Consider the following 19,151-nt stretch of genomic DNA (forward strand, 5'->3'; position numbering starts at 1 on the left):
AGAACACCTTTGCGGCCTTGGGCATGGCTCATGCTGCGCATGAGCCTGGAAGCGCGTTACTTATCCTTGGAAAACAGACCGGTCAGCGCCCGCTGTATCACCCTGCGCGTCCCAGGCCTGTGCTGCGGTGAAAACGGCATCGGGCGGCAGACCTCCATTGCAGCTATGCCGACCCGCGCTGACAACGCGCCATTGACCAGCCCCTCGCCGAAGCGGCGGGAGAGCTTCGACAGCACCGATCCGCCCAGCACCGGCTCCAAGAGGTCATCACCCGCCGCCACCGCGCCGGTGGCAGCCAGATGCGCCAGCACCGCGCGGGTCAGCCGCCAGGAGCTGAAGAAGCCGGGCCGGCCGCCATAAATCCCTGCCACCCGGCGGATCATCCGCAGGGAGGAGACCAGCGCCGTCAGAATATCCGCCAGTGCTATCGGCACCAGCGCCGTCACCGCGGCAACCTGCCGGGCGGCGGCCTCGACCTCGCGCAGGGCCAGCGCGTCCAGCGGCACCAGCAGCTCTTCCTCGGCCAGTATCAGCAGGGCATCGGCGTCCATGACTTCTGCCTTGCGCTCAGCCAGCCGCGCCTGATGCCAGGTAAGATCCTGGCGGGTCTTGTAGAAGCTTTCCAGCCGGGCCGTGAAGGCACGGGCCGCGGCCAGGTCTGCGGCCTTCTCTGCCTGATGGCGCAAGGCATCGACGCGCCGCAGCCGGGACAGCGCCGCCAGTTCCTGCAGGGCCATCGCGAGGGCCAGCAGCAGCAGCAGTGCCAGCCCGGCACTTACGGCCCAGCCCAGCAGCGGAATCCGTGCAATCAGCCCGGCCGCAAAATCCCAGGCCGAGACCGAGGCGATGGCGCCAATGACCGCAACCAGCAGCGCCCAGAACCAGCGGGCCAGCCGCGACGGGCGGCGGGCGGCAATCCGGGCCGCCTGCTCCATCGCTGACGGCTGGGGTGCGGCGGGTTGCGGCTCGGGCACTGGCGGCGCCTCAGTTACGGAAGGTGCATCCGTCTCGTCCTCAAGGTCGAACAGAACCGGCTTCTTGCTCATGCCGCCGCCTCCAGGTGGCTGCGCCATTCATAAGCGATGTCGGGCAAGCCTTCCTCGTTGTCTGTGCCGTCACCGCGGCCTGTCTCGGCAAAGCCCTCGCGCCGGTAGAACCGCTGCGCCATTTCATTGGCTGCGAAGGTCCGCAGTGTCAGCCGCGGCATGGCGGCCTTGGCTGCGTCCAGCAGCGCTTTGCCCGCCCCCTGCCCGCAGGCGCCGGGCGCCAGGTAAAGCGCGCAGACCTCCGCGCCGTCACGGGCCAGAAAGCCCTGCACGCGGCCCCCCCGCACAGCCACTGTGACCCAGCCGCGGTCAATCATGACGCCGCAGAAGGCGATCGCCTCGGCCCAGGTATAGAGTTCAGGCATCCATTCCGTACCCTGCTGGAAGCGGTAGAGGATCGCGCCGGCGGTTCCGGCGTCCAGAGGGTTTGCGGGCCGCAAAGAGAGTGTCACAGGGCGTCTCCGATCAGAAATTCAGCGGCGCGGTCAAGCCGGATATGCGGCGGGCCGCTGCCGTGCTTCAGGGTAAGCGGTGCGGGCGCAAAACCCATCGCCTGATAGTCGCCTTCCAGCCATTTTTCAGCCCCTTGCCGCGCCGGGGTGAGCAGCTGCGCAGGATCTTCGGGCAATGCTCCGGGATAGAACGCCGCCTGCTTGCCGCTCTTCAGCAAGGTTCCGCGGACGCAGGGCAGATCAGTTCCGTTGTGGGCGCGCATCTCTTCGGTTGTGGTGCGCAAGGAAGCCAGCGCCAGTGCCGCGGTTGCGGCGCCGGCAAAGCGGGCGCGGTCCTGCGCTTCGCGGGTCAGCGCCTCGATGATGGCGGTCATTTGCGGGTGCTGGGCGTGGTGCAGGTGATCGGCTTTGGTGGCGGCAAAAAGGATCTTCTCCACCCGCTTGCCACCCAGAAGCCGGGTCAGGAAATGATTGCGGCCCGGTTTGAACGTGCTGAGGATATCCGCCATCGCAAGGCGCAGATCCTCTACCGCCTGCGGGCCGGAATGGATCGCCGACAGCGCATCCACCAGCACCACCTGCCGGTCGATGCGGGCAAAGTGGTCGCGGAAGAAGGGTTTGACGACCTTGGATTTATAGGCCTCGTACCGCCGTTCCATCTCGCGCCACAGGCTGCCGCGCGGCGGGCTGGCCTCAGGCGGCAGCGGCGCAAATGTCAGCACCGGCGAGCCCTCAAGGTCGCCAGGCAGCAGGAAGCGGCCCGGGGTGCAGTCATAGAATCCGGCGGCGCGGGCGGCGGCCAGATATTTCGTGAAGGCGGCGGCCAGCGCCTGGGCTTGCGGTTCGTCATGTGTTCCCGCAGGGAAAGCCTTGGATTTCTCCGCCAGAAACCCCTGTGCCTGCGGGCGGCAGGCAATGCGGGAAAGGACATCGGCAGACCATTCGCCGTAGGATTTATCCAGCAGCGCCAGATCCAACAGCCATTCGCCCGGGTAGTCGACAATGTCCAAATGCAGCGTGCGCGGCCCCTGCAGCCCCGACAGCAGGCCGGCGGGCCGCACCTTCAGACTGAGACGAAGTTCAGACACCGCCCTTGTGCTGTCCGGCCAATGGGGTGACGGCCCGGTCAGGGCTGCCAGGTGGTTTTCATAGTCAAACCGCGGCACGGTGTCGTCAGGCTGGGGCTGCAGAAATGCAGCCTCAATCCGCCCCTCACGCGCGGCACCCAGTTGCAGCATCCGGCCCCGGTCCATCAGGTTGGCGACCAGCGAGGTGATGAACACGGTCTTGCCGGAGCGTGCCAGTCCCGTCACGCCCAGCCGCAAGGGCCGGTCGAACAGCGCCGCAGAAACACCGCTGGCGGCACGTTCCACACTGCTCATCACCCCATCAGCGAGGGAGGTTATCACCAAGGCCCTGATCCTGCTCTGTTCTTGCTGCTGTCAAGATAGGCAGCATGTTGCTGAGATACCAGAGCGCACACGGGGCTTGCCCCGGCCCGGCCCTGTTGCTAGGTGCCCGTCCATGCCGCGTTTTGCTTTGAAAGTCGAATATCACGGGAAGCCTTTTGCCGGCTGGCAAAGGCAGAAGGACCAGCCCTCGGTGCAGGGCGCGATCGAGGCTGCGCTGGCACGGCTGGAGCCGGGGGAGCATACGATTGCTGCCGCCGGGCGCACCGACACCGGCGTGCATGGGCTGGGACAGGTGGCCCATTGCGACTTGGCCAAGGACTGGGATCCGTTCCGCCTGTCGGAGGCGCTGAATTACCATCTGAAGCCAGACCCGGTGGCGATTGTGGACTGCGCCCGGGTGGACGGCGACTGGCACGCGCGGTTCTCGGCCGTTGAACGGCAATATCTGTTCCGCATCCTGATCCGCCGCGCGCCGGCCACCCATGAGGCGGGCCAGGTCTGGCAGCTGAGCCATGATCTGGACGCAGGCGCCATGCAGGAAGCCGCCAGCCATCTGATCGGCAACCATGATTTCACCACCTTCCGGTCGTCAATCTGCCAGGCGGCAAGCCCGGTAAAGACGCTGGATGAGCTGACGGTGGAACGCGTACAGGGGTTCTCGGGGCCGGAGATCCATTTCCACGTCCGCGCCCGCAGCTTTCTGCACAATCAGGTCCGCAGCTTTGTCGGCACGCTGGAACGGGTCGGCGCAGGGGCTTGGAAACCTACGGATGTGAAGGCCGCGCTGGAGGCCTGTGACCGCGCCGCCTGCGGTCCGGTTTGCCCGGGACACGGGCTCTATCTGGCGCGGGTGGGATACCCGGAAGACCCCTTTGGCTGAACCGCCGCCGGGGACGGGCAACTCCTGCGCACCCCGGGCATTGACTGAACCCGCTGAAAGCAGCAGCCGCAGCCCGCTTGCATAACCGCGGGCACACCGCATAATCGGCGCAACCCACCCATCAGGGCCTTTCGGCAGCTCAATCGCTGGCGGTCCGCCCGCAAAACACACAGGCAGACATCCGCAATGGCAAACCCAACCAAACCGCCGCTTCTGGCCGTCCTGATCGACGCCGACAACATCTCGGCCAAGTTCGCCGAAGCAATGTTCGAGGAGATCGCCTCCTTTGGCGAGGCCAGCATCCGCCGCATCTATGGCGATTTTGCCGGCGGCAGCCCGCAGGGGTGGAACAAGGAGAAGCTGGCAGCCCTGGCGATTGTGCCGCATCAGCAGTTTGCCAATACCACCGGCAAGAATGCCTCGGACATCGCGCTGGTGATCGACGCGATGGACATCTTGCACTCGGGCCGGTTCGACGGGTTTGTGCTGATTTCATCGGACAGCGATTTCACCCGGCTGGCCAGCCGCATCCGCGAACAAGGCGTGGATGTCTTCGGCATGGGCATGCGAAAGACACCGGCGGCCTTTGTTCAGGCCTGCAAACGGTTCATCTATGTGGAAAACCTGCTGGAGGAGCCGGGCAAGCCGAAGCCCAAGCCGAAGAAAGAAGACGGCGCTGGCAACGGAAATGCTCCGGCGGAACTGGCGGATCCGACCAAACTGGTGGTCCGTGCGATGGATGCGATCGACCAGGATGACGAATGGTTCACGCTGGGCCAGATCGGCCAGTACATTACCGCAGCCGCGCCGGATTTTGACACCCGCAGCTATGGCAAACGCAAGCTGAGCGACCTGATTGCCTCGCTGAAACTGTTTGAGACCAAACGCGGCGACGGCAACCAGATTCTGGTGCGGCGGCTGGACTGACGCGCCGCGGCGCTGCCGGAATACCTGCGGCAAATACCGCTTTCCCTTGGTCCTGAACCGTGGCTTAGTCCGGCAAATGGGACGCGGACAGGGAGAACGCGCATGGCATTGCTGATCAGCATCGGCCACGACGGCTGGTACACCGAGGAACAGCTGGCAGATGAGCTTCGCTCGGTTGCCCCCGGGGCCGACATCCGGCCCGTTTCCGACCCCGGCAATCTGGAAGACATCACCATGCTGGCGGTCTCTGCACTGAAGGGCGATCTGGCCGCGCAGCTGCCGAACCTGCAGCTGGTGCAGAAACTGGGCGCCGGTGTGGACAGCATCGTGGCGCACCCCAGCGTCGCACCGCATGTGCGTGTAGCCCGCCTGAAGCCGCAAGAGCCGGCATATGAGATTGCAGATTACTGCCTGGCTTATGTGCTGCGCGGCCAGCGCAACATGGCCGCCCACGCAGCATCCCAATCCCGCAGCGCCTGGGAGCCGCGGGCGCCGGGGCGCCCGGCGGAAACCACCGTAGGCGTGCTGGGGCTTGGCCATATCGGCGGCATGACCGCGCGGCTGATGCGGGACATGCGGTTCCGGGTGCTGGGCTGGAGCCGCTCCCCCAAGGAGATCGACGGGGTGGACTGCCGCCATGGCGCAGAGGCGCTGCCGCAGATGCTGGGGATATGCGACTATGTCTGCGCGATCCTGCCGTCCACCCCGGCCACCCGCGGGCTGATGGATGCGGGAATGCTGGCCGCAATGAAACCGGGCGCGACGCTGATCAACGCAGGCCGCGGCGATCTTGTCGATGAAGCTGCCTTGCTGGCAGCGCTGGACAAGGGCACCCCGGGCCATGCGGTTCTGGATGTAGTCAGCAAGGAACCGTTGCCCGCAGACAGCCCGCTGTGGACGCATCCGCAGGTCACGGTCACCCCGCATGTGTCAGGCTGGCATCTGGGCGATGCGCTGCGGGATGTGGTGGAGAACTACCGGCGGCTGGAGGCCGGGAAAGATCTGCTGCACGAGGTGGACCGGCAGCGGGGCTACTGATCCTGGCACCCTCCTCTGCCCCTTCAGACGGCGGCACAGAACAAAGCGGCTCCGCTGAACCCGGCGGAGCAAGACCCCGGTGTTCAGACTTAGGCGCATCCCCGCAAAGTCAGCTGAGCGGGGCAAACCCGGCCTTGGCAACTTTGTCCGTGATCACCTGAAATCCGAAACGGTACTGTACTTGGAAGGAGATTGATCATGCCGGAAATTCCAATACGCGCGTTCCTTGTCTCCCTTGTCGCCATCAGGAAAACCAATGTCCGGCATGAGGTGCTTCTGCTCAAACGCACCCAGACGCTGGCCGGCGAGTGGTGCCAGGTAGCAGGAAGCATTGAAGAGGGGGAAACCGCTTGGCAGGCCGCTTTGCGCGAGCTTGAAGAAGAGACTGGCCTGAAGCCTACTGCCTTGTATTCAGCTGATACCTGCGAGCAATTCTATGAAGCGGACAGGGATAGCATAACGCTCGCTCCGGTCTTTGCCGGCTTCATCGAAAACACCGCTAGAGTAACCTTGAACCACGAACACAGTGATTACTGCTGGGTGAGTTTTGATGAAGCGGCAGAAATGGTTGCCTTTGGCGGGCAAAGGCGCGTTCTTCGCTGGATTGAAGACGAGTTCGTGAAGAGGCCTCCTAGCAGGCACCTGCTGATTGGGCGTGGATAGCCTGCCCCTCCAGCAAAGTCGAAAAAGGCCCTGAACAGACGCAAAACCGCCAGGAACGCGCTCCTATCACAGACAGCAATGTGCCATCCTTGTTTGTTTGAGGCTGCGCTTTGCTCCCTTCCGGGAACCCGCACCGGGATTCCAAAGCGGCCCCAAACGGGGCCGCCTGCGGCTCAGCCGATAAACTTCTTGTAGCCGGCTTCATCCATGTAGTCGTCCATCGGCGACAGATCCGAGGGCTTCAGCTTGAAGAACCAGGCGCCGCCCTCGGGGTCTTCGTTCACCTTGCCGGGATCATCGGTCAGCGCCTCGTTCACCTCAACCACTTCACCGTCCAGCGGCGACAGGATGTCGGAGGCGGCTTTGACCGATTCAATCACCACGATTTCTTCATCCTTGGAGACCTCGGTGCCCACTTCCGGCAGCTCCACAAAGACGACTTCGCCCAGTTGTTCGGCGGCATGGGCGGTGATGCCAACGGTGATCAGATCGTCTTCGGGCAGCAGCCACTCGTGTTCTTCGGTGTATTTCATCATCGTTTATTCCCTTGGAAGAGGCTTGGGTTTTCAGTGCGGGTTGCTATTCAGTGCGTGTTGTGCCGCCGTAACGGATACCGCGGGAAGAAGAAAGCCGGTCCTGCCGGGCCCTGCATGCGCGGGTATACGCTAACAACGGTGCCGGTCTCCGATCAAGATGGCAAATTATGGGGGGCTTGCGTTTTTATGGGCACAGGCCGCGAATGCCCTGTTCGGTCAGAACAGATTGAAATACTCCGCCTGCTCCCATTCGCTGACTGTGTCCAGGTAACGTTCCCATTCGAACTGCTTGAGCTGCAGGAAGTAGCTGAAGGTCTCTTCCCCCAGCGCTGCACGGCACATCTGCGAGCCGCCGAACCCTTCCAGCGCCTGGCCCAGCGAACGCGGCAGGCGCTCCGCGTCTTCGCTGTAGGGCGACACTGTGGGCTTGGGCGCCTCCAGCCCTTCTTTGATGCCGGCCATGCCTGCGATAATCTGGGCGGCCAGCGCGTAATAAGGGTTGGCAGTGCTGTCCGGCGCGCGGTTTTCGATCCGGCTGGCGGTATCGCCCGGTTGCATCAGCGCCCGCAGCATGGCGCCGCGGTTGTCCTCGCCCCAGCCGATGCGGTTCGGGGCCAGCTGGAACGGCAGATAGCGTTTGTAGCTGTTCACCGTCGGCGCGATCAGCAGTGAGGTCTCAGGGGCGTATTTCAGCAGCCCCGCCATCCACGCACTGGCAGGCGGAGACAGCAGCCCGGCGGTTTCCGGCATGAACAGATTGCGCCCTGTGGCCGGATCCAGCAGCGACTGATGCACGTGCCAGCCGTTGGCCATGGCACCCGCCAGCCGCGGTTTGGCCATGAAGCTGGCGTGCAGCCCGTTGCGGGCGCAGACCTCCTTGACCATGGTGCGGAACATCACCATCGCGTCGGCCTGGGCCATGGCGCCATCCGGTGCAAAGGTGAATTCAACCTGGCTGGGACCCATTTCAATTTCCACCGAGCGCACCATCAGCCCCAGTTTCTGGGCGTTGCGGCGCAACAGGTCCAGCACCCCCTCCGCTTCGCCATAGCGGGTTTCGCTCAGGTACTGATACCCTTGCGTCAGGTTGCGGGTTTGAACCGGCGCGCCGGGGCAAGTGGCCTGTTCATGGGCCGATGCCTTGTCCGCCAGCTCGAAAATGTGGAATTCCACCTCCAAGCCAAAGATGGCTGCCATCCCTTGCACCTCCAGCGCATCAACTGCCCGCTGCAGCACGCCGCAGGACGCAAACGGGACCGGGCTGCCATCCGGATAGACCGGCGTGCAAAAGATCCAGGCGGAATGGCCGGACCAGGGCAGCGCGCGAAAGGTCTCGGGGCGCGGCACCAGCAGCACGTCGCCGGCGCCCTGCATCGGGCCGGACAGGCCGGTGCCGCCGTCCCAGACCGGAAAGGCATTGCGGTGGGACGTGTCTTTCAGCAGCAAGGTCGCCGGCATGTTGAGCCCGCGGTCAAAGACGCTGGCAAAGGCCTCGGCCATCATTGTCTTGCCGCGCAGGATCCCGTGCTGGTCGGGGAACAGCACCCGCACGGTTTCTATCCCGTCGAACTGCGCGCGGGAGGTGATCTCGGCTGCCTTGCGGCAATCTTCGGACGACAGCAGCCCCAGGCGGGCCAGTTTGCCGGATGTGAAGTCTTGTGCCATGGGCAGCCTCCTGGGTAGCGAGCTGCTTGAAATTGCACCGGAAATACCCCGGCGTCCAGTCCACGGCAGATTTTGACGCAACCCGGTGCGCAATCCGGATATTGCGGGGGTTTTGCGCCTTGACAGCATTCGCAGGGCGAACATTGTGTCGAATATTCGCACAAAGCCACTGCCCCGGGCGGTGCCATTCAAGATCAGGACAGCGGTTTCAGATGACAGCAGTTGAACAGGACAGGAATATTTCGTCGAGCTTTGCCAAAGGGCTGGCAGTTCTGGCGGTGTTTGACGCGGCCTCCCCCAGCATGACCCTGGCCGAGATCGCCCGGCGCACCGGCCAGGACCGCGCCACTGCCCGGCGCGGCGCGCTGACGCTGGTGCAGGCAGGCTATCTGCGCCAGGACGGGCGGATGCTGTCATTGACCCCGCGGGTGCTGGCGCTGGCGGGCGGTTTCCTGCAGGCCAATCAGTTCGGGCGCCGGGTGCAGCCGGTTTTGAACCGCCACGCCCGGCAAATGGAGATCGAGGTGACGCTGGCAATGCTGGATCAGGGCCGGGTGCTGCTGCTGGCGCAATCCACCGTCGAGCATGGCCATATTACTTATGGCTTCACTGCAGGTTCCCATATTCCGCTGGCCCATACCAGCCTGGGGCGGATGCTGCTGGCCGGACTGCCGGAGGCCGCGGCGGCTGCGGTGCTGGCCGCAACAGAAATCCCGCGCCATACCGAGGCCTCGCTCACCGATCCCGGCCGCATTCTGGACTGCGTGGGTGAGGCCCGCACGCAGGGCTATTGCCTCACCAGCGGCGAATTCGAGGCCGGGATCACCGGTTACGCCGTGCCCGTCTCGCGGCCCGGCCAGACGCCGATAGTTGCGGGCTGTTCAGCACCGCGCGGACTGCAGCCGGAGGCGGACGCCGAGCGTCTTTTGCGCGGGTTGCAGCTCTGCGCCGCAGAGCTGCGTCAGGCCGAGGCCGTGGACCACCTGTAACCGCGCCTTGCGGGAAAGCCTGCTTTGCATTGCACGCCGCCCTTGCTAGGCTGAAGCAAGATATTTCCGCAGGAGCATTTTGATGATCAAACAGACTGCATTGGCAGTGGCCCTGTGCGCCGCGCTTGCCCCGGCTGCATCGGCCACGGACGCCGAAGGCACCATGGTCACCGTTCTGGGCCGCGATTGGGCGGTTTTCCCGGTCGCGGACACACCGGGCCGCTACAGCGCCACGCGGATGAATCTGGAGCATTTGCCGTTCCGCCCGCCTGCGGTGCTGACCGCGCGCCAGGCAGTGCAGGCCCTGCGCACTGCCACCGGCTGCAGCGTCAACATGGACACGATGGTGCGCAGCATCAACAGCACCTATTACGCCCATGTGATCTGCCGCAAATAGGGGCATGGCTGACGGCCCTGCAGTTTTGCGGCGTATTTCTGAAACATCCTCTTGGGAAATGTGATCATTTTCCGGGAGGCCATGGATTGAGCGGCCCCGGCGCGCCTGCCATAGATTGCGCATGAGACTTGCAATCAACGGATTCGGCCGCATTGGCCGCGCCATCCTGCGCCAGATTCTGACGACCCCGCGCGGAGACGGCATCGACGTGGTGCGGATCAACGATATCGCACCCTTGGATATGTGCGCCTATCTGTTCCAGTACGACAGCACCTTCGGCCCCTTTGCCCATCCGGTGGAGCATGGCGGCGGAGCGCTGCAGGTGATGGGGCGCTCGGTCCCCGTCAGTCATGCGCCGGATCTGACATCGGTGGACCTGTCAGGCGTTGATCTGGTGCTGGAATGCACCGGCATTGCGCGGACGTCTGATGTTGCCGAGCGCGGCATCAAGGCAGGTGCGTCCAAGGTGCTGATCTCCGGCCCCTCCCCCGCCGCCGAGCTGACCGTGGTGCTGGGCGCCAACGAAGAGCAGCTGGGCGATGCGCGCATCGTCTCCAACGCCTCCTGCACCACCAATGGGCTCACTCCGCTGGTCAAGCTGCTGGACCAGATCGCCGGCATCGATACGGCACATATGACCACGATCCACTGCTACACCAACTCGCAGCCGATGGTGGATGCGCCGCGCGGTGATTTTGCCCGTTCGCGCGGCGGCGCGCAATCAATGGTCCCAACAACGACCTCGGCGATGCATCTGATCGACGAGGTGCTGCCGCATCTGAAAGGCCGGGTCAGCGGTGCCGCGGTGCGGGTGCCGACGGCCAGCGTTTCCGCCGTGGATCTGGTGGCGCAGCTGAAAACCCCGATGAGCGAAGACGCATTCACTGCCGCCCTGCGCGAAGGCGTGGCAGCATCCAAGGTGCTGGGCTGGACCGATATGCCGCTGGTCTCCTCGGACCTGCGGGCGCGGCATGAATCGCTGGTGATTGCCGGGCCCGAAACCCGCATGGCCGGCGAGCATCAGGCGCGGGTGTTCGGCTGGTATGACAATGAATGGGGCTTTTCGGCCCGGATGCTGGATGTAGCCAGGCTGATGGCGGGATAAGATCCGCCCTTGTCCGAAGACCGGTTTGCAAGCCCGCCGCTGGCGGGCTTGGCTATTCCAGCGGTTTCCGCCCTGCTCCAGACAGCCGGATCCAGCGGAAAATCAGCATCAGCGCAACCATGCAGACCGCAAGACCGATCAGATCTCCAGCCGCATAAACAGCCATGACCGGCAGCTGATCACTGGGAAAGATCAGACCGGAAAACACCACCGATTGCCCCAGCGAATTGATGACAGAGGCCAGCGCCCCCACGGCCAGCAACCCGGTCCAGGCGATCCGGCGCGCTTGGCCGGCAGAAAGATCCCAGCCGAATAGCCATGCGATTTTAAAACCCGCAAATGCGGCAAAGGCGCCGACAGCGATGGATTCCAGCAGCACCGGCTCCATTAGCTGCTGAACATTGGATGACGTGAACATCAACTCAGACAGAATCGCACCGCCGGCAAGAGGCAGAACCGCTCTCCAGCCGAACAGCCAGACGCTCAGCACCCGCACCCCGTGCGGCAGGTAGATCAGGCTGGCAAAGACGGTGATCTCCGGCAGAAACAGATTCTGCACCGGCGTGACGGCCCAGGCCGTCAGACCATGGCAAATGACATAAGCCGCGGTGATCACCGCAAAACTCTGAAACCCGGGCAGGAACTGCAATACTCGTATCATGCCGCCCGTTTAGACAGCGTGCAGAGAAGCTGCAATCGGATGTTGGACGGCTGACAGGCTGCGATCACCTTGCGGCGGGATCAAAGCAAACCACGTAATGCTTGGCCTTGCTGCCGCCCGCCCGCTCCAGCAATCCTAGGGCCAGCAGCGACTTCAGTGTCCGGTGAAAAGTCGCCTGGGCAATTTCCGTCACCAGCCGGTGGCTGCGGATTTGCTCGGACTGAACCGGGGCGCCTGGCACGCTGGTCAGCGCATGCGCGGCCAGCAGCACATCCCGTTCAGCCCTGTTCAACCGGTCCAGGCCAAGGTCGCGTTCCATCTTATGGAGCATATCCCGAAGTTCAAAAATTGACTTTAACCGATCCACAATTGTACCTCCGGGGAACACAAGCTGCTGCTTCAGCACCATTTAATCTGCCAGCATTAGATGACACCACGCGAAAATTATCAATCCGACAATTATCTGGACAGAACAATTCCGCGTGGTATCATTCCCGTCAGACTAGGCTGCATGTGAGTGGTGGCTGCGTCTGACGTTTACTCGAAGTAGCTTTGTTAACCAGTGCCAGCTCCGGCAGCTTCAACTGCCGGAGCTGAACTGAATAGTACAGTTTCTTTTTCGGTTTCCAACCACCTTTGCAGCCAATATTACCGCGCACACGCCAAACCGGCAGGATTGTGCCCGCGGCTTTGCACTCTTCCTCCAGTGCCGCCGCCTGCCAGCCGCTGCCATGCGCGGCAATCCGCTGCCGGCCGGTGGAGACCGAATCCCGGCGGAAAGCTGCTGCTTTACCGGTTCCATCCTGCAAATTTCCCGTGTTAGGCTTTGACCCAGCCGCCTGCGGCCCTGCCGGGCTTAGAGGCCGATTTTCCGCCCGCCGCCGGGAGCAGACATGAATTTTCCTTTCCGCCCGCGACTATTGGCGAGCACCATTGCCTTCAGCCTGCTGACCTTTCTGCCCCCTGCCGCCTTTGGCGCCGAGGCCACGTTGCAGGCGCCCGGTGCGGATGAAGCCCTGGCCGGGCGGCTGCGCGGCGCCTCGTCTTCGGTGGCCGCCAGCGGCGAAACCAATGTGCAGGAGCTGCTGGCGGCGGCTTTGTCGGATTACCGCACACTGGTGCAGGTGCTGTATGATGCGGGCCATTTTTCGCCGGTGGTGAATATCCGCCTGGACGGGCGCGAGGCGGCGCGGATCCAGCCGCTGAACCCGCCAAAGAACGTCAGCAAGATGGAAATCACCGTGCAGCCCGGCCCGCGGTTCAGCTTTGGCATGGCAGAGCTGGCGCCGCTGCCGCAAACCAGTGACGTGGAGATCCCTGCGGGCTTTGCCTCTGGCCAGCCCGCCAGCACCGGCGTGATCCGCGACGCGGCGATTGCCGGTGTGCGGGCCTGGCGCCGCAGCGGCCACGCCAAGGCAACGGTGGCGGAGCAGAAGATCACCGCCAACCATGTGCAAGCCCGGCTGGATGCAGAACTCCGGCTGGCGCCGGGGCCGCAGCTGCGGTTCGGGCAGTTGCGGATCACCGGCGACACCAACGTCCGCGAGGACGCCATACGCCGGATCGCAGGTTTCCCGGAAGGCGACGCGTTCCACCCCGATCTGGTCTCCAAATCCGCGACCCGGCTGCGCCGCACCGGCACGTTTTCCACCGTGGTCCTGCGCGAGGCCGAGCAGCCGAACCCGGACGGTACCTTGGATTTTGTGGCTCGGGTCGAGGATCTGCCGCCGCGCCGCTTGACCTTTGGGGCCGAGATCAGCTCCTCCGACGGAATTGAACTGTCGGGCAGCTGGATGCACAGGAACCTGTTCGGTGCCGCGGAAAAACTGCGGATCGAGGCACGGCTCAGCGGTATCGGCAGCAGCAATGACATTGACGGCCGTATCGCCATTCGGCTGGACCGGCCCGCAGCGCTGGGTCCGGATGACAGTATCTTCTATTTGGCCGAGGCCGAACGGCTGGACGAGGAACACTACAGCGCCACCCAGCTGCTGGGCGCCATCGGTGTGCGGCGGACGTTTTCGGACCATTTCTTTGCCGAGGCCGCCTTGGGCGTGACCTCCATCCTGGCAGAGGATGTATTCGGCAAGCGGCGTTTCAAATACCTGGCAGGCCGGATCCGGGCGGAATACGATGGCCGCGACAGCCGGGTGAACCCGGCCAGCGGCTATTTCCTGCAGGGCGGCGCAACCCCCTTCATCGGCATTGACGGCAACGACTCTGGTCTGCAAATCAAAGCTGACGGGCGCGCCTATTACGGGCTGGGCGCCGATGACCGGATCGTGCTGGCCGGGCGGCTGCAGATGGGATCGGTGATCGGACCGTCCCTGAGCGGGACCGCCCCCACCCTGCTGTTCTTTTCCGGCGGCGCCGGATCGGTGCGCGGGCATGAATTCCAGTCGCTGGGCGTACCCGCCAATGGCGGCACCGCCGGCGGGCGCGGTTTTCTGGCCCTCTCGGGCGAGGTGCGGGGCAAAGTCACCGATAAGATCTCGCTGGTCGGGTTTTACGACCTTGGATTTGTCGATGCAGACAGTTTTGTTTCCGGCTCATCCGCGCGCCACGCCGGGGCGGGCTTTGGCCTGCGCTATGATGTGGCGGGCATCGGCCCGATCCGGCTTGACCTCGCCTATCCGGTGGACGGCGGGACCGAGGACGGGCTGCAATTCTATATCGGGATCGGACAAGCGTTTTGAGACAGTTTCTTGGCCTTGCCCTTGCCCTTGGGCTGACGGTTGCACCGGCAGCGGCGCAGGACACCACGACGGAGGATGCCGGCGGGCTGCTGGTCGATTTCCTGGAAGACACCCTGTCCGGCGACAGCCGCTATATCAGCGTGACAGGTCTTGAGGGTGCGTTTTCCTCTGAGGCCAAGATCAAGCGGATCACGGTGGCGGATGAAGACGGTATCTGGCTGACCGTTGAGGGCGCCGAACTGGACTGGAACCGGCTGGCGCTGTTAAGCGGGCGGTTTTCTGTCAATGAGCTGTCGGCGGAGCGCATCGAAGTGGCGCGCGCGCCCAAACCGCTGCCGCCGGATCCTGAATTGCCGGAGCCAGAGGCCACGCCCTTTGCGCTGCCGGAGCTGCCGGTGGCAATTGAGCTGGGCCAGATCAAGGCAGCCCGGATCGAACTGGGCGAGGACTTGGCCGGTTCGGCGGCCAGCCTGTCGGTCGAGGGCTCGCTGATGCTGGCGGACGGGACGCTGGATACCAAGCTGGCGGCAACCCGGCTGGACAAACCCGGCGATCATTTCCGGCTGGAGGCAGGGTATGCCAATGAAACCCGGCAAATCACCCTGGATCTGGCAGTAGAGGAAAGCCCGGGCGGTCTGATTTCGCGCAGCCTGGATCTGCCGGGCAGCCCCGAGTTGCAATTGACTGCCCAAGGCAGCGGCCCGGTCAGTGATTTCACCGCCGATATCCGGTTCAGCACCAATGGCGCAGAGCGGCTGACAGGCCAGGTGGTGCTGGCGGCTGTGCCTCTGCCCGCCGACGCCGCACCCGAAGCGCCGCGCGATATCGGCTTCTCTGCCGACCTGGGCGGCAATATCGACGTGCTGCTGCCGCCGGTGCACCGGCCGTTCTTTGGCCCCGGTCTGCGGCTCAATGTAAAGGGCACGCGCGCAGGCAGCGGCGCGGTGGCACTGGACACGCTGGCTTTGCGCACCAATGCGCTGCAGGTTACCGGCGCCGCGGCGCTGGATGCGGGCGGCAAGCTGGACACTGCAAATCTGAAAACGGCCATCACCGCGCCTGCCGGCCAGGCAGCTGTCACCCTGCCCTTTGGCGGCGGGCTGACGACGCTGGCGGCGGCAGACCTGCAACTGAAAAAAACCGCCGGGGGCAACTGGACCCTGGACGGGGTGCTGGACCAGCTAAGCCACCCCGGCGCCCTGGTGGGCCGGGCCGAGGTTTCCGGACAGGGCACGCTGGACCAAAGCACCGGCTTTGCACTGAAGGGACGGCTGACTGCCGGCCTCAGCAATTTGCAGCCGCGTGATCCGGCGCTGGCCAAGGCCACCGGCAATGAAATCCGCTTTGAAGGCACGCTCAGCACCGAAGGCCCCGGCGCGCTGCAGATCACGGATATGGAACTGCGGGGCAGCGACTATCAGGCCGCGGGGGATGTGGGTTTTGACGGGTTGGAAGACGGCCTGAAAGTCAGTGCCGACCTGACTGCGGGCCTGGCTGATCTGGCCCGGTTTTCCGATCTGGCCGGGCGCCCGCTGGGCGGCGCGGTGCAGGCCAAGGTCAAAGGTTCCTTCACGCCTCTTTCGGGGGCGTTTAACACCGATCTGTCGATGCGGGCACAGGACCTGTCGGCAGGCATTGCCCAGGCTGATGAGCTGCTGAAGGGCACAACCACGCTGGCGCTGAAGGCGGCGCGGGATGAGAACGGCATCGCAATCGACCGCTTTGAGCTGGCGGGCAGCGCGCTGCTGGCCAGCGCCGCAGGCACGCTCAACAGCGATGCCGGGCGGATGGAGATCACCGCCAGGCTGAACCGGCTGGAGGTGCTGCTGCCGCAAACGCCCGGCGCGCTGGAGCTGGCCACCACCCTCATCCGCAATGGCGATACCCTGGATGGGGTGGCAGAGCTGAAAGGGCCGCATACCTCCAGCGCCAAACTGGATGGCTCCGTCACGCTGGAAGGCGATGCCGATTTCACCTTTGCCGCCGCCCTGAACGAGCTGGAGCGGTTTGTGCCGCAGCTGGCGGGCAAGCTGACCGCCCAAGGCACCGCCGCGCGCCGCAACGGGGAATGGCAGATTGCGGGTCAGGCTGCAGGTCCTGCCGCCATCACCGCGGATATCGAGGGCCGCTTTACCGAAAGCAACGGCAGCACCGATCTGCGCTTTGATGCCGCGATCGGCCAGCTGCAGCGGCTGGTCCCCGACCTGCCCGGCCGCCTCGCCGCCAAGGGCACCGCGGCCCGGCGGGACGGCACCTGGACCATCGACAGCACCGCCAGCGGCCCCGCAGGCATCGACAGCCGCGTTGCCGGCAGCTGGAGCGAGGCCAAAGGCACTGCAGATGTGACCGCCAAGGGCACGCTGCGGCTGGAGGGGCTTAACCCGTTCATCTCCCCCAACCTGATGCAGGGCCCTGCGAATTTCGACTTGGCTTTGCGGGGCGTCCCGGCACTGGATGGCTTAAGCGGTACAATCTCGGTTCCCGGCGCTTCGCTCGCCATCCCGTCGGCGGCACAGCGGGTGGATGATATCAACGCCACTGTTTCCATCGCCCGCTCCAGCGCGCAGCTGCGGGTCTCGGCCCGCCCGCGTGACGGCGGCACGGTGCGGATCAGCGGCCCGGTGGGGCTGCAGCCGCCGTTCAACGGCAACCTGCAGATTGCCATCGGCGATGTGGTGGTGACCGACCACCTGTCTTACGAAACCCTGCTGAACGGCAGCCTGGCGATGTCAGGTGCGATGGCGGGTAACAACCGGATCGAGGGGCGGATCGATGTGGGCGAGACCAATATCAACTTGAATACCGCCGGCGGTTCGGTCTCAGCGGCGCCGATCCCGCCAATCCGCCATATCGGAACCCCGCGCGATGTGCGCCAGACCCTGGCCCGCGCCGGGCTGACCGGCAGCAGCGGCGGCGGCGGCGGCTCCGGCAGAACCGAGCTGGACATTCTGATCAGCGCTCCCTCCAGGATCTTTGCCCGCGGCCGCGGGTTGCGCTCGGAATTGGGCGGCGAGATCCGCCTGCGCGGCACCACCGCACGGCTGTCGCCCTCCGGCCAGATCAGCCTGATCCGCGGCACCTTTGACATTCTGGGGCGGCGGCTGGAGCTGGATGAAGGCCGGATCACCCTGCTGGGGGATCTGAAACCCTATCTGGAGTTCAAATCCTCGGCGGCCACGGATCAAGGCACCGCAACGCTGGAAATCTCGGGCCGGGTAGACGCGCCCGAGATCAAGGTCACCTCGGACCCGCCCCGCCCCAGCGAGGAAGCCCTGGCGCTGCTGCTGTTCGGCGACAATATCCAGGACATCTCGCCGCTGGCGCTGGCGCGTCTGGCGGGGTCCGCGCTGACCCTCAGCGGACGCGGCGGCAGTGCGCAAAACAAGCTGCGCAATGCTACCGGTGCGGATGACGTCGATATCGGCGCCGACAATCTGGGGTCCGGGCAGCTGGGCCTCGGCGGCTATGTGGCGGAAAACGTCTATACCGATTTCAACGTCAACACCCGCGGCGACAGCGAGCTGAGCATTAACCTCGACATGACGGACAGCCTGACGGTTCAAGGCACGGTGGATAGCGAGGGCGAAACCGGATTTGGCCTGTTCTTCAAACGCGACTACTGACGGATGGCCCGGCGGCGTGTTTCACACGTCTGCCCCGGCGGCGGCCAGCGCCACCCGCGCAGCCCCGCCGACACCCGCAGCATCATCCGTGATCAGCCACAACGGCGTACCGGCACAGACAGCTCCCAGCTGGCCGCCCGGCGCCGTATAGCTCTCCAGGAAATGCGGCCGCGCGGGGGAGTTCAGCACACCGCGCGCGACGCTTCCGGCAAAGAACAGACCCTGCGCCGGCAGGTAGGCCGCCGTCAGCTCGCGCGCCATCAGACCCAGTAAATGCGCCCATTCGCAGACCGTCCGTGCCTCGGGCGAGTCCGGGCTTGCCAGACCGGCGGCCACAACCCCCTCGGCACTGCTGGCTGTCGAGCCGGTCAGGGCTTGGTGAAACCGCACCAGACCAGCACCCGAGAACAGCATTTCGGTGCTGGCCGCATTCTCCGGCTCATGGCCCAGCACCCCCTGCAGGCGGCGGTGCACGGCTTGCGGCAGGCTGGTGCGGCCAAGTTCGGCTGCCAGCACCACGCCGTTCAGCGCGGCTGAAACATTGAACCCGGTGCCGATGCCGGCAACCAGTGCCTGGCCGCCGCTATGCCGCCCCGGGTGCAGACAGGACAGCTGTCCCGGGATCAGCGCAGGCAAGGCATGGCACTGGGCTGCAAGGTCGTTGATTACATTGGTCTTGGCACTTGCTGGCAGTTGCAATGCGGCGGCTATGCTGCCCGCATCGCCCTGCCAATTGCGGTTGCTGAGGTGAAACTGCCCCTCCCGGACCGGACCTGCCACCGCCAGGCAAGCCCCGTGCAGGGGCGGAAATCCCGGCTGCGCGCAATAGGCCTTCAGCACATCCTCCAAACTGGCGAAACTGCTATTGGCGAAGCTCTGCAATGCTGTGACCCCGATGCCAGGGGCCGCCAAAGCCAGCCGGGTCCGGCTGCCACCAACATCGCCAGCCAAAACGGTCAGCTCAGCCGCCATCTGCCGCGGTCCTTTTCTGATCACTTTCGTACAATCAAGACTGCAGCAATCCCGCCGCAATTGCAATTGAGCGCACCCGCAGTGCTTGC

General features: G+C 64.7%; 18 protein-coding genes. 9 read left to right on the forward strand and 9 right to left on the reverse strand.

Features of this window, described 5'->3' with window-relative positions; all coding sequences use genetic code 11:
• Window positions 1-56: 56 nt before the first annotated feature.
• From K3724_RS15260 to K3724_RS15270, 3 genes are read right to left on the reverse strand one after another with little or no spacing between them, the layout of a single operon-like run.
• Window positions 57-1,046 (reverse strand): YcjF family protein, encoded by a 990-nt coding sequence (locus K3724_RS15260; protein WP_259986723.1) that lies wholly within the window; start codon window positions 1,044-1,046, stop codon window positions 57-59.
• Window positions 1,043-1,498: a GNAT family N-acetyltransferase gene (locus tag K3724_RS15265; RefSeq protein WP_259986724.1), complete on the reverse strand. Its 456-nt coding sequence runs from the start codon at window positions 1,496-1,498 to the stop codon at window positions 1,043-1,045. The genes K3724_RS15260 and K3724_RS15265 overlap by 4 nt, the downstream gene beginning before the upstream one ends.
• On the reverse strand, window positions 1,495-2,910 hold the full coding sequence (locus tag K3724_RS15270) for a YcjX family protein (protein ID WP_259986725.1): 1,416 nt from the start codon (window positions 2,908-2,910) through the stop codon (window positions 1,495-1,497). The genes K3724_RS15265 and K3724_RS15270 overlap by 4 nt, the downstream gene beginning before the upstream one ends.
• Window positions 2,911-3,022: 112 nt before the next feature.
• Between K3724_RS15270 and truA the strand changes: the two genes are divergently transcribed.
• The 4 genes from truA (at window position 3,023) to K3724_RS15290 (ending at window position 6,418) form a co-directional block, all read left to right on the forward strand.
• Window positions 3,023-3,790: a tRNA pseudouridine(38-40) synthase TruA gene (truA, locus tag K3724_RS15275; protein ID WP_259986726.1), complete on the forward strand. Its 768-nt coding sequence runs from the start codon at window positions 3,023-3,025 to the stop codon at window positions 3,788-3,790.
• A gap of 186 nt (window positions 3,791-3,976) precedes the next feature.
• On the forward strand, window positions 3,977-4,717 hold the full coding sequence (locus tag K3724_RS15280) for an NYN domain-containing protein (protein ID WP_259986727.1): 741 nt from the start codon (window positions 3,977-3,979) through the stop codon (window positions 4,715-4,717).
• 102 nt (window positions 4,718-4,819) lie between these two features.
• Window positions 4,820-5,755, forward strand: coding sequence for a glyoxylate/hydroxypyruvate reductase A (locus tag K3724_RS15285; RefSeq protein ID WP_259986728.1), 936 nt, complete (start codon window positions 4,820-4,822; stop codon window positions 5,753-5,755).
• A 198-nt stretch (window positions 5,756-5,953) separates the two neighbouring features.
• On the forward strand, window positions 5,954-6,418 hold the full coding sequence (locus K3724_RS15290; RefSeq protein WP_259986729.1) for an NUDIX pyrophosphatase: 465 nt from the start codon (window positions 5,954-5,956) through the stop codon (window positions 6,416-6,418).
• Between the two features lie 173 nt (window positions 6,419-6,591).
• Here K3724_RS15290 and gcvH read toward each other — a convergent pair whose 3' ends face one another.
• Together gcvH and K3724_RS15300 are read right to left on the reverse strand one after the other, a co-directional pair.
• Window positions 6,592-6,951, reverse strand: a complete 360-nt coding sequence (gcvH, locus tag K3724_RS15295) for a glycine cleavage system protein GcvH (RefSeq protein WP_134831259.1) — start codon at window positions 6,949-6,951, stop codon at window positions 6,592-6,594.
• A 219-nt stretch (window positions 6,952-7,170) separates the two neighbouring features.
• A complete protein-coding gene (locus K3724_RS15300) occupies window positions 7,171-8,619 on the reverse strand; it encodes a glutamine synthetase family protein (RefSeq protein ID WP_259986730.1) in 1,449 nt (482 codons plus the stop codon).
• A 212-nt stretch (window positions 8,620-8,831) separates the two neighbouring features.
• Between K3724_RS15300 and K3724_RS15305 the strand changes: the two genes are divergently transcribed.
• The 3 genes from K3724_RS15305 to K3724_RS15315 all read left to right on the forward strand — a co-directional run bounded on the left by K3724_RS15305 (window position 8,832) and on the right by K3724_RS15315 (window position 11,110).
• Window positions 8,832-9,608, forward strand: coding sequence for an IclR family transcriptional regulator C-terminal domain-containing protein (locus K3724_RS15305; protein ID WP_259986731.1), 777 nt, complete (start codon window positions 8,832-8,834; stop codon window positions 9,606-9,608).
• A gap of 82 nt (window positions 9,609-9,690) precedes the next feature.
• Window positions 9,691-10,005, forward strand: a complete 315-nt coding sequence (locus tag K3724_RS15310) for a hypothetical protein (RefSeq protein WP_259986732.1) — start codon at window positions 9,691-9,693, stop codon at window positions 10,003-10,005.
• A gap of 121 nt (window positions 10,006-10,126) precedes the next feature.
• A complete protein-coding gene (locus K3724_RS15315) occupies window positions 10,127-11,110 on the forward strand; it encodes a type I glyceraldehyde-3-phosphate dehydrogenase (RefSeq protein WP_259986733.1) in 984 nt (327 codons plus the stop codon).
• A gap of 52 nt (window positions 11,111-11,162) precedes the next feature.
• Here the strand turns inward: K3724_RS15315 and K3724_RS15320 are convergent, their stop codons facing one another.
• The 3 genes from K3724_RS15320 to K3724_RS15330 all read right to left on the reverse strand — a co-directional run bounded on the left by K3724_RS15320 (window position 11,163) and on the right by K3724_RS15330 (window position 12,580).
• Window positions 11,163-11,771, reverse strand: a complete 609-nt coding sequence (locus K3724_RS15320) for a hypothetical protein (protein WP_259986734.1) — start codon at window positions 11,769-11,771, stop codon at window positions 11,163-11,165.
• A 64-nt stretch (window positions 11,772-11,835) separates the two neighbouring features.
• A complete protein-coding gene (locus K3724_RS15325) occupies window positions 11,836-12,102 on the reverse strand; it encodes a hypothetical protein (protein WP_259986735.1) in 267 nt (88 codons plus the stop codon).
• A gap of 166 nt (window positions 12,103-12,268) precedes the next feature.
• On the reverse strand, window positions 12,269-12,580 hold the full coding sequence (locus tag K3724_RS15330; RefSeq protein ID WP_259986736.1) for a hypothetical protein: 312 nt from the start codon (window positions 12,578-12,580) through the stop codon (window positions 12,269-12,271).
• 84 nt (window positions 12,581-12,664) lie between these two features.
• Here K3724_RS15330 and K3724_RS15335 point away from each other — a divergent pair, with 84 nt between their 5' ends.
• Window positions 12,665-14,467 (forward strand): autotransporter assembly complex family protein, encoded by a 1,803-nt coding sequence (locus tag K3724_RS15335; RefSeq protein ID WP_259986737.1) that lies wholly within the window; start codon window positions 12,665-12,667, stop codon window positions 14,465-14,467.
• Window positions 14,464-18,090, forward strand: coding sequence for a translocation/assembly module TamB domain-containing protein (locus K3724_RS15340; protein ID WP_259986738.1), 3,627 nt, complete (start codon window positions 14,464-14,466; stop codon window positions 18,088-18,090). Before K3724_RS15335 ends, K3724_RS15340 begins: the two co-directional genes overlap by 4 nt.
• Window positions 18,091-18,111: 21 nt before the next feature.
• Here K3724_RS15340 and K3724_RS15345 read toward each other — a convergent pair whose 3' ends face one another.
• Window positions 18,112-19,062 (reverse strand): glucokinase, encoded by a 951-nt coding sequence (locus tag K3724_RS15345; protein WP_259986739.1) that lies wholly within the window; start codon window positions 19,060-19,062, stop codon window positions 18,112-18,114.
• Between the last annotated feature and the right edge of the window lie 89 nt (window positions 19,063-19,151).

Origin of the sequence: Leisingera sp. M658 (genome assembly GCF_025144145.1) — a bacterium.
Lineage (GTDB): Bacteria > Pseudomonadota > Alphaproteobacteria > Rhodobacterales > Rhodobacteraceae > Leisingera.

Bases quoted from the DNA above. Each gene is read 5' to 3' on its own strand.
- K3724_RS15260 (WP_259986723.1), bottom strand. From the start codon at position 1,046: ATGAGCAAGAAGCCGGTTCTGTTCGACCTTGAGGACGAGACGGATGCA.
- truA (WP_259986726.1), top strand. From the start codon at position 3,023: ATGCCGCGTTTTGCTTTGAAAGTCGAATATCACGGGAAGCCTTTTGCC.
- K3724_RS15280 (WP_259986727.1), top strand. From the start codon at position 3,977: ATGGCAAACCCAACCAAACCGCCGCTTCTGGCCGTCCTGATCGACGCC.
- K3724_RS15285 (WP_259986728.1), top strand. From the start codon at position 4,820: ATGGCATTGCTGATCAGCATCGGCCACGACGGCTGGTACACCGAGGAA.
- K3724_RS15290 (WP_259986729.1), top strand. From the start codon at position 5,954: ATGCCGGAAATTCCAATACGCGCGTTCCTTGTCTCCCTTGTCGCCATC.
- gcvH (WP_134831259.1), bottom strand. From the start codon at position 6,951: ATGAAATACACCGAAGAACACGAGTGGCTGCTGCCCGAAGACGATCTG.
- K3724_RS15300 (WP_259986730.1), bottom strand. From the start codon at position 8,619: ATGGCACAAGACTTCACATCCGGCAAACTGGCCCGCCTGGGGCTGCTG.
- K3724_RS15305 (WP_259986731.1), top strand. From the start codon at position 8,832: ATGACAGCAGTTGAACAGGACAGGAATATTTCGTCGAGCTTTGCCAAA.
- K3724_RS15310 (WP_259986732.1), top strand. From the start codon at position 9,691: ATGATCAAACAGACTGCATTGGCAGTGGCCCTGTGCGCCGCGCTTGCC.
- K3724_RS15315 (WP_259986733.1), top strand. From the start codon at position 10,127: ATGAGACTTGCAATCAACGGATTCGGCCGCATTGGCCGCGCCATCCTG.
- K3724_RS15320 (WP_259986734.1), bottom strand. From the start codon at position 11,771: ATGATACGAGTATTGCAGTTCCTGCCCGGGTTTCAGAGTTTTGCGGTG.
- K3724_RS15325 (WP_259986735.1), bottom strand. From the start codon at position 12,102: ATGCTCCATAAGATGGAACGCGACCTTGGCCTGGACCGGTTGAACAGG.
- K3724_RS15335 (WP_259986737.1), top strand. From the start codon at position 12,665: ATGAATTTTCCTTTCCGCCCGCGACTATTGGCGAGCACCATTGCCTTC.
- K3724_RS15345 (WP_259986739.1), bottom strand. From the start codon at position 19,062: ATGGCGGCTGAGCTGACCGTTTTGGCTGGCGATGTTGGTGGCAGCCGG.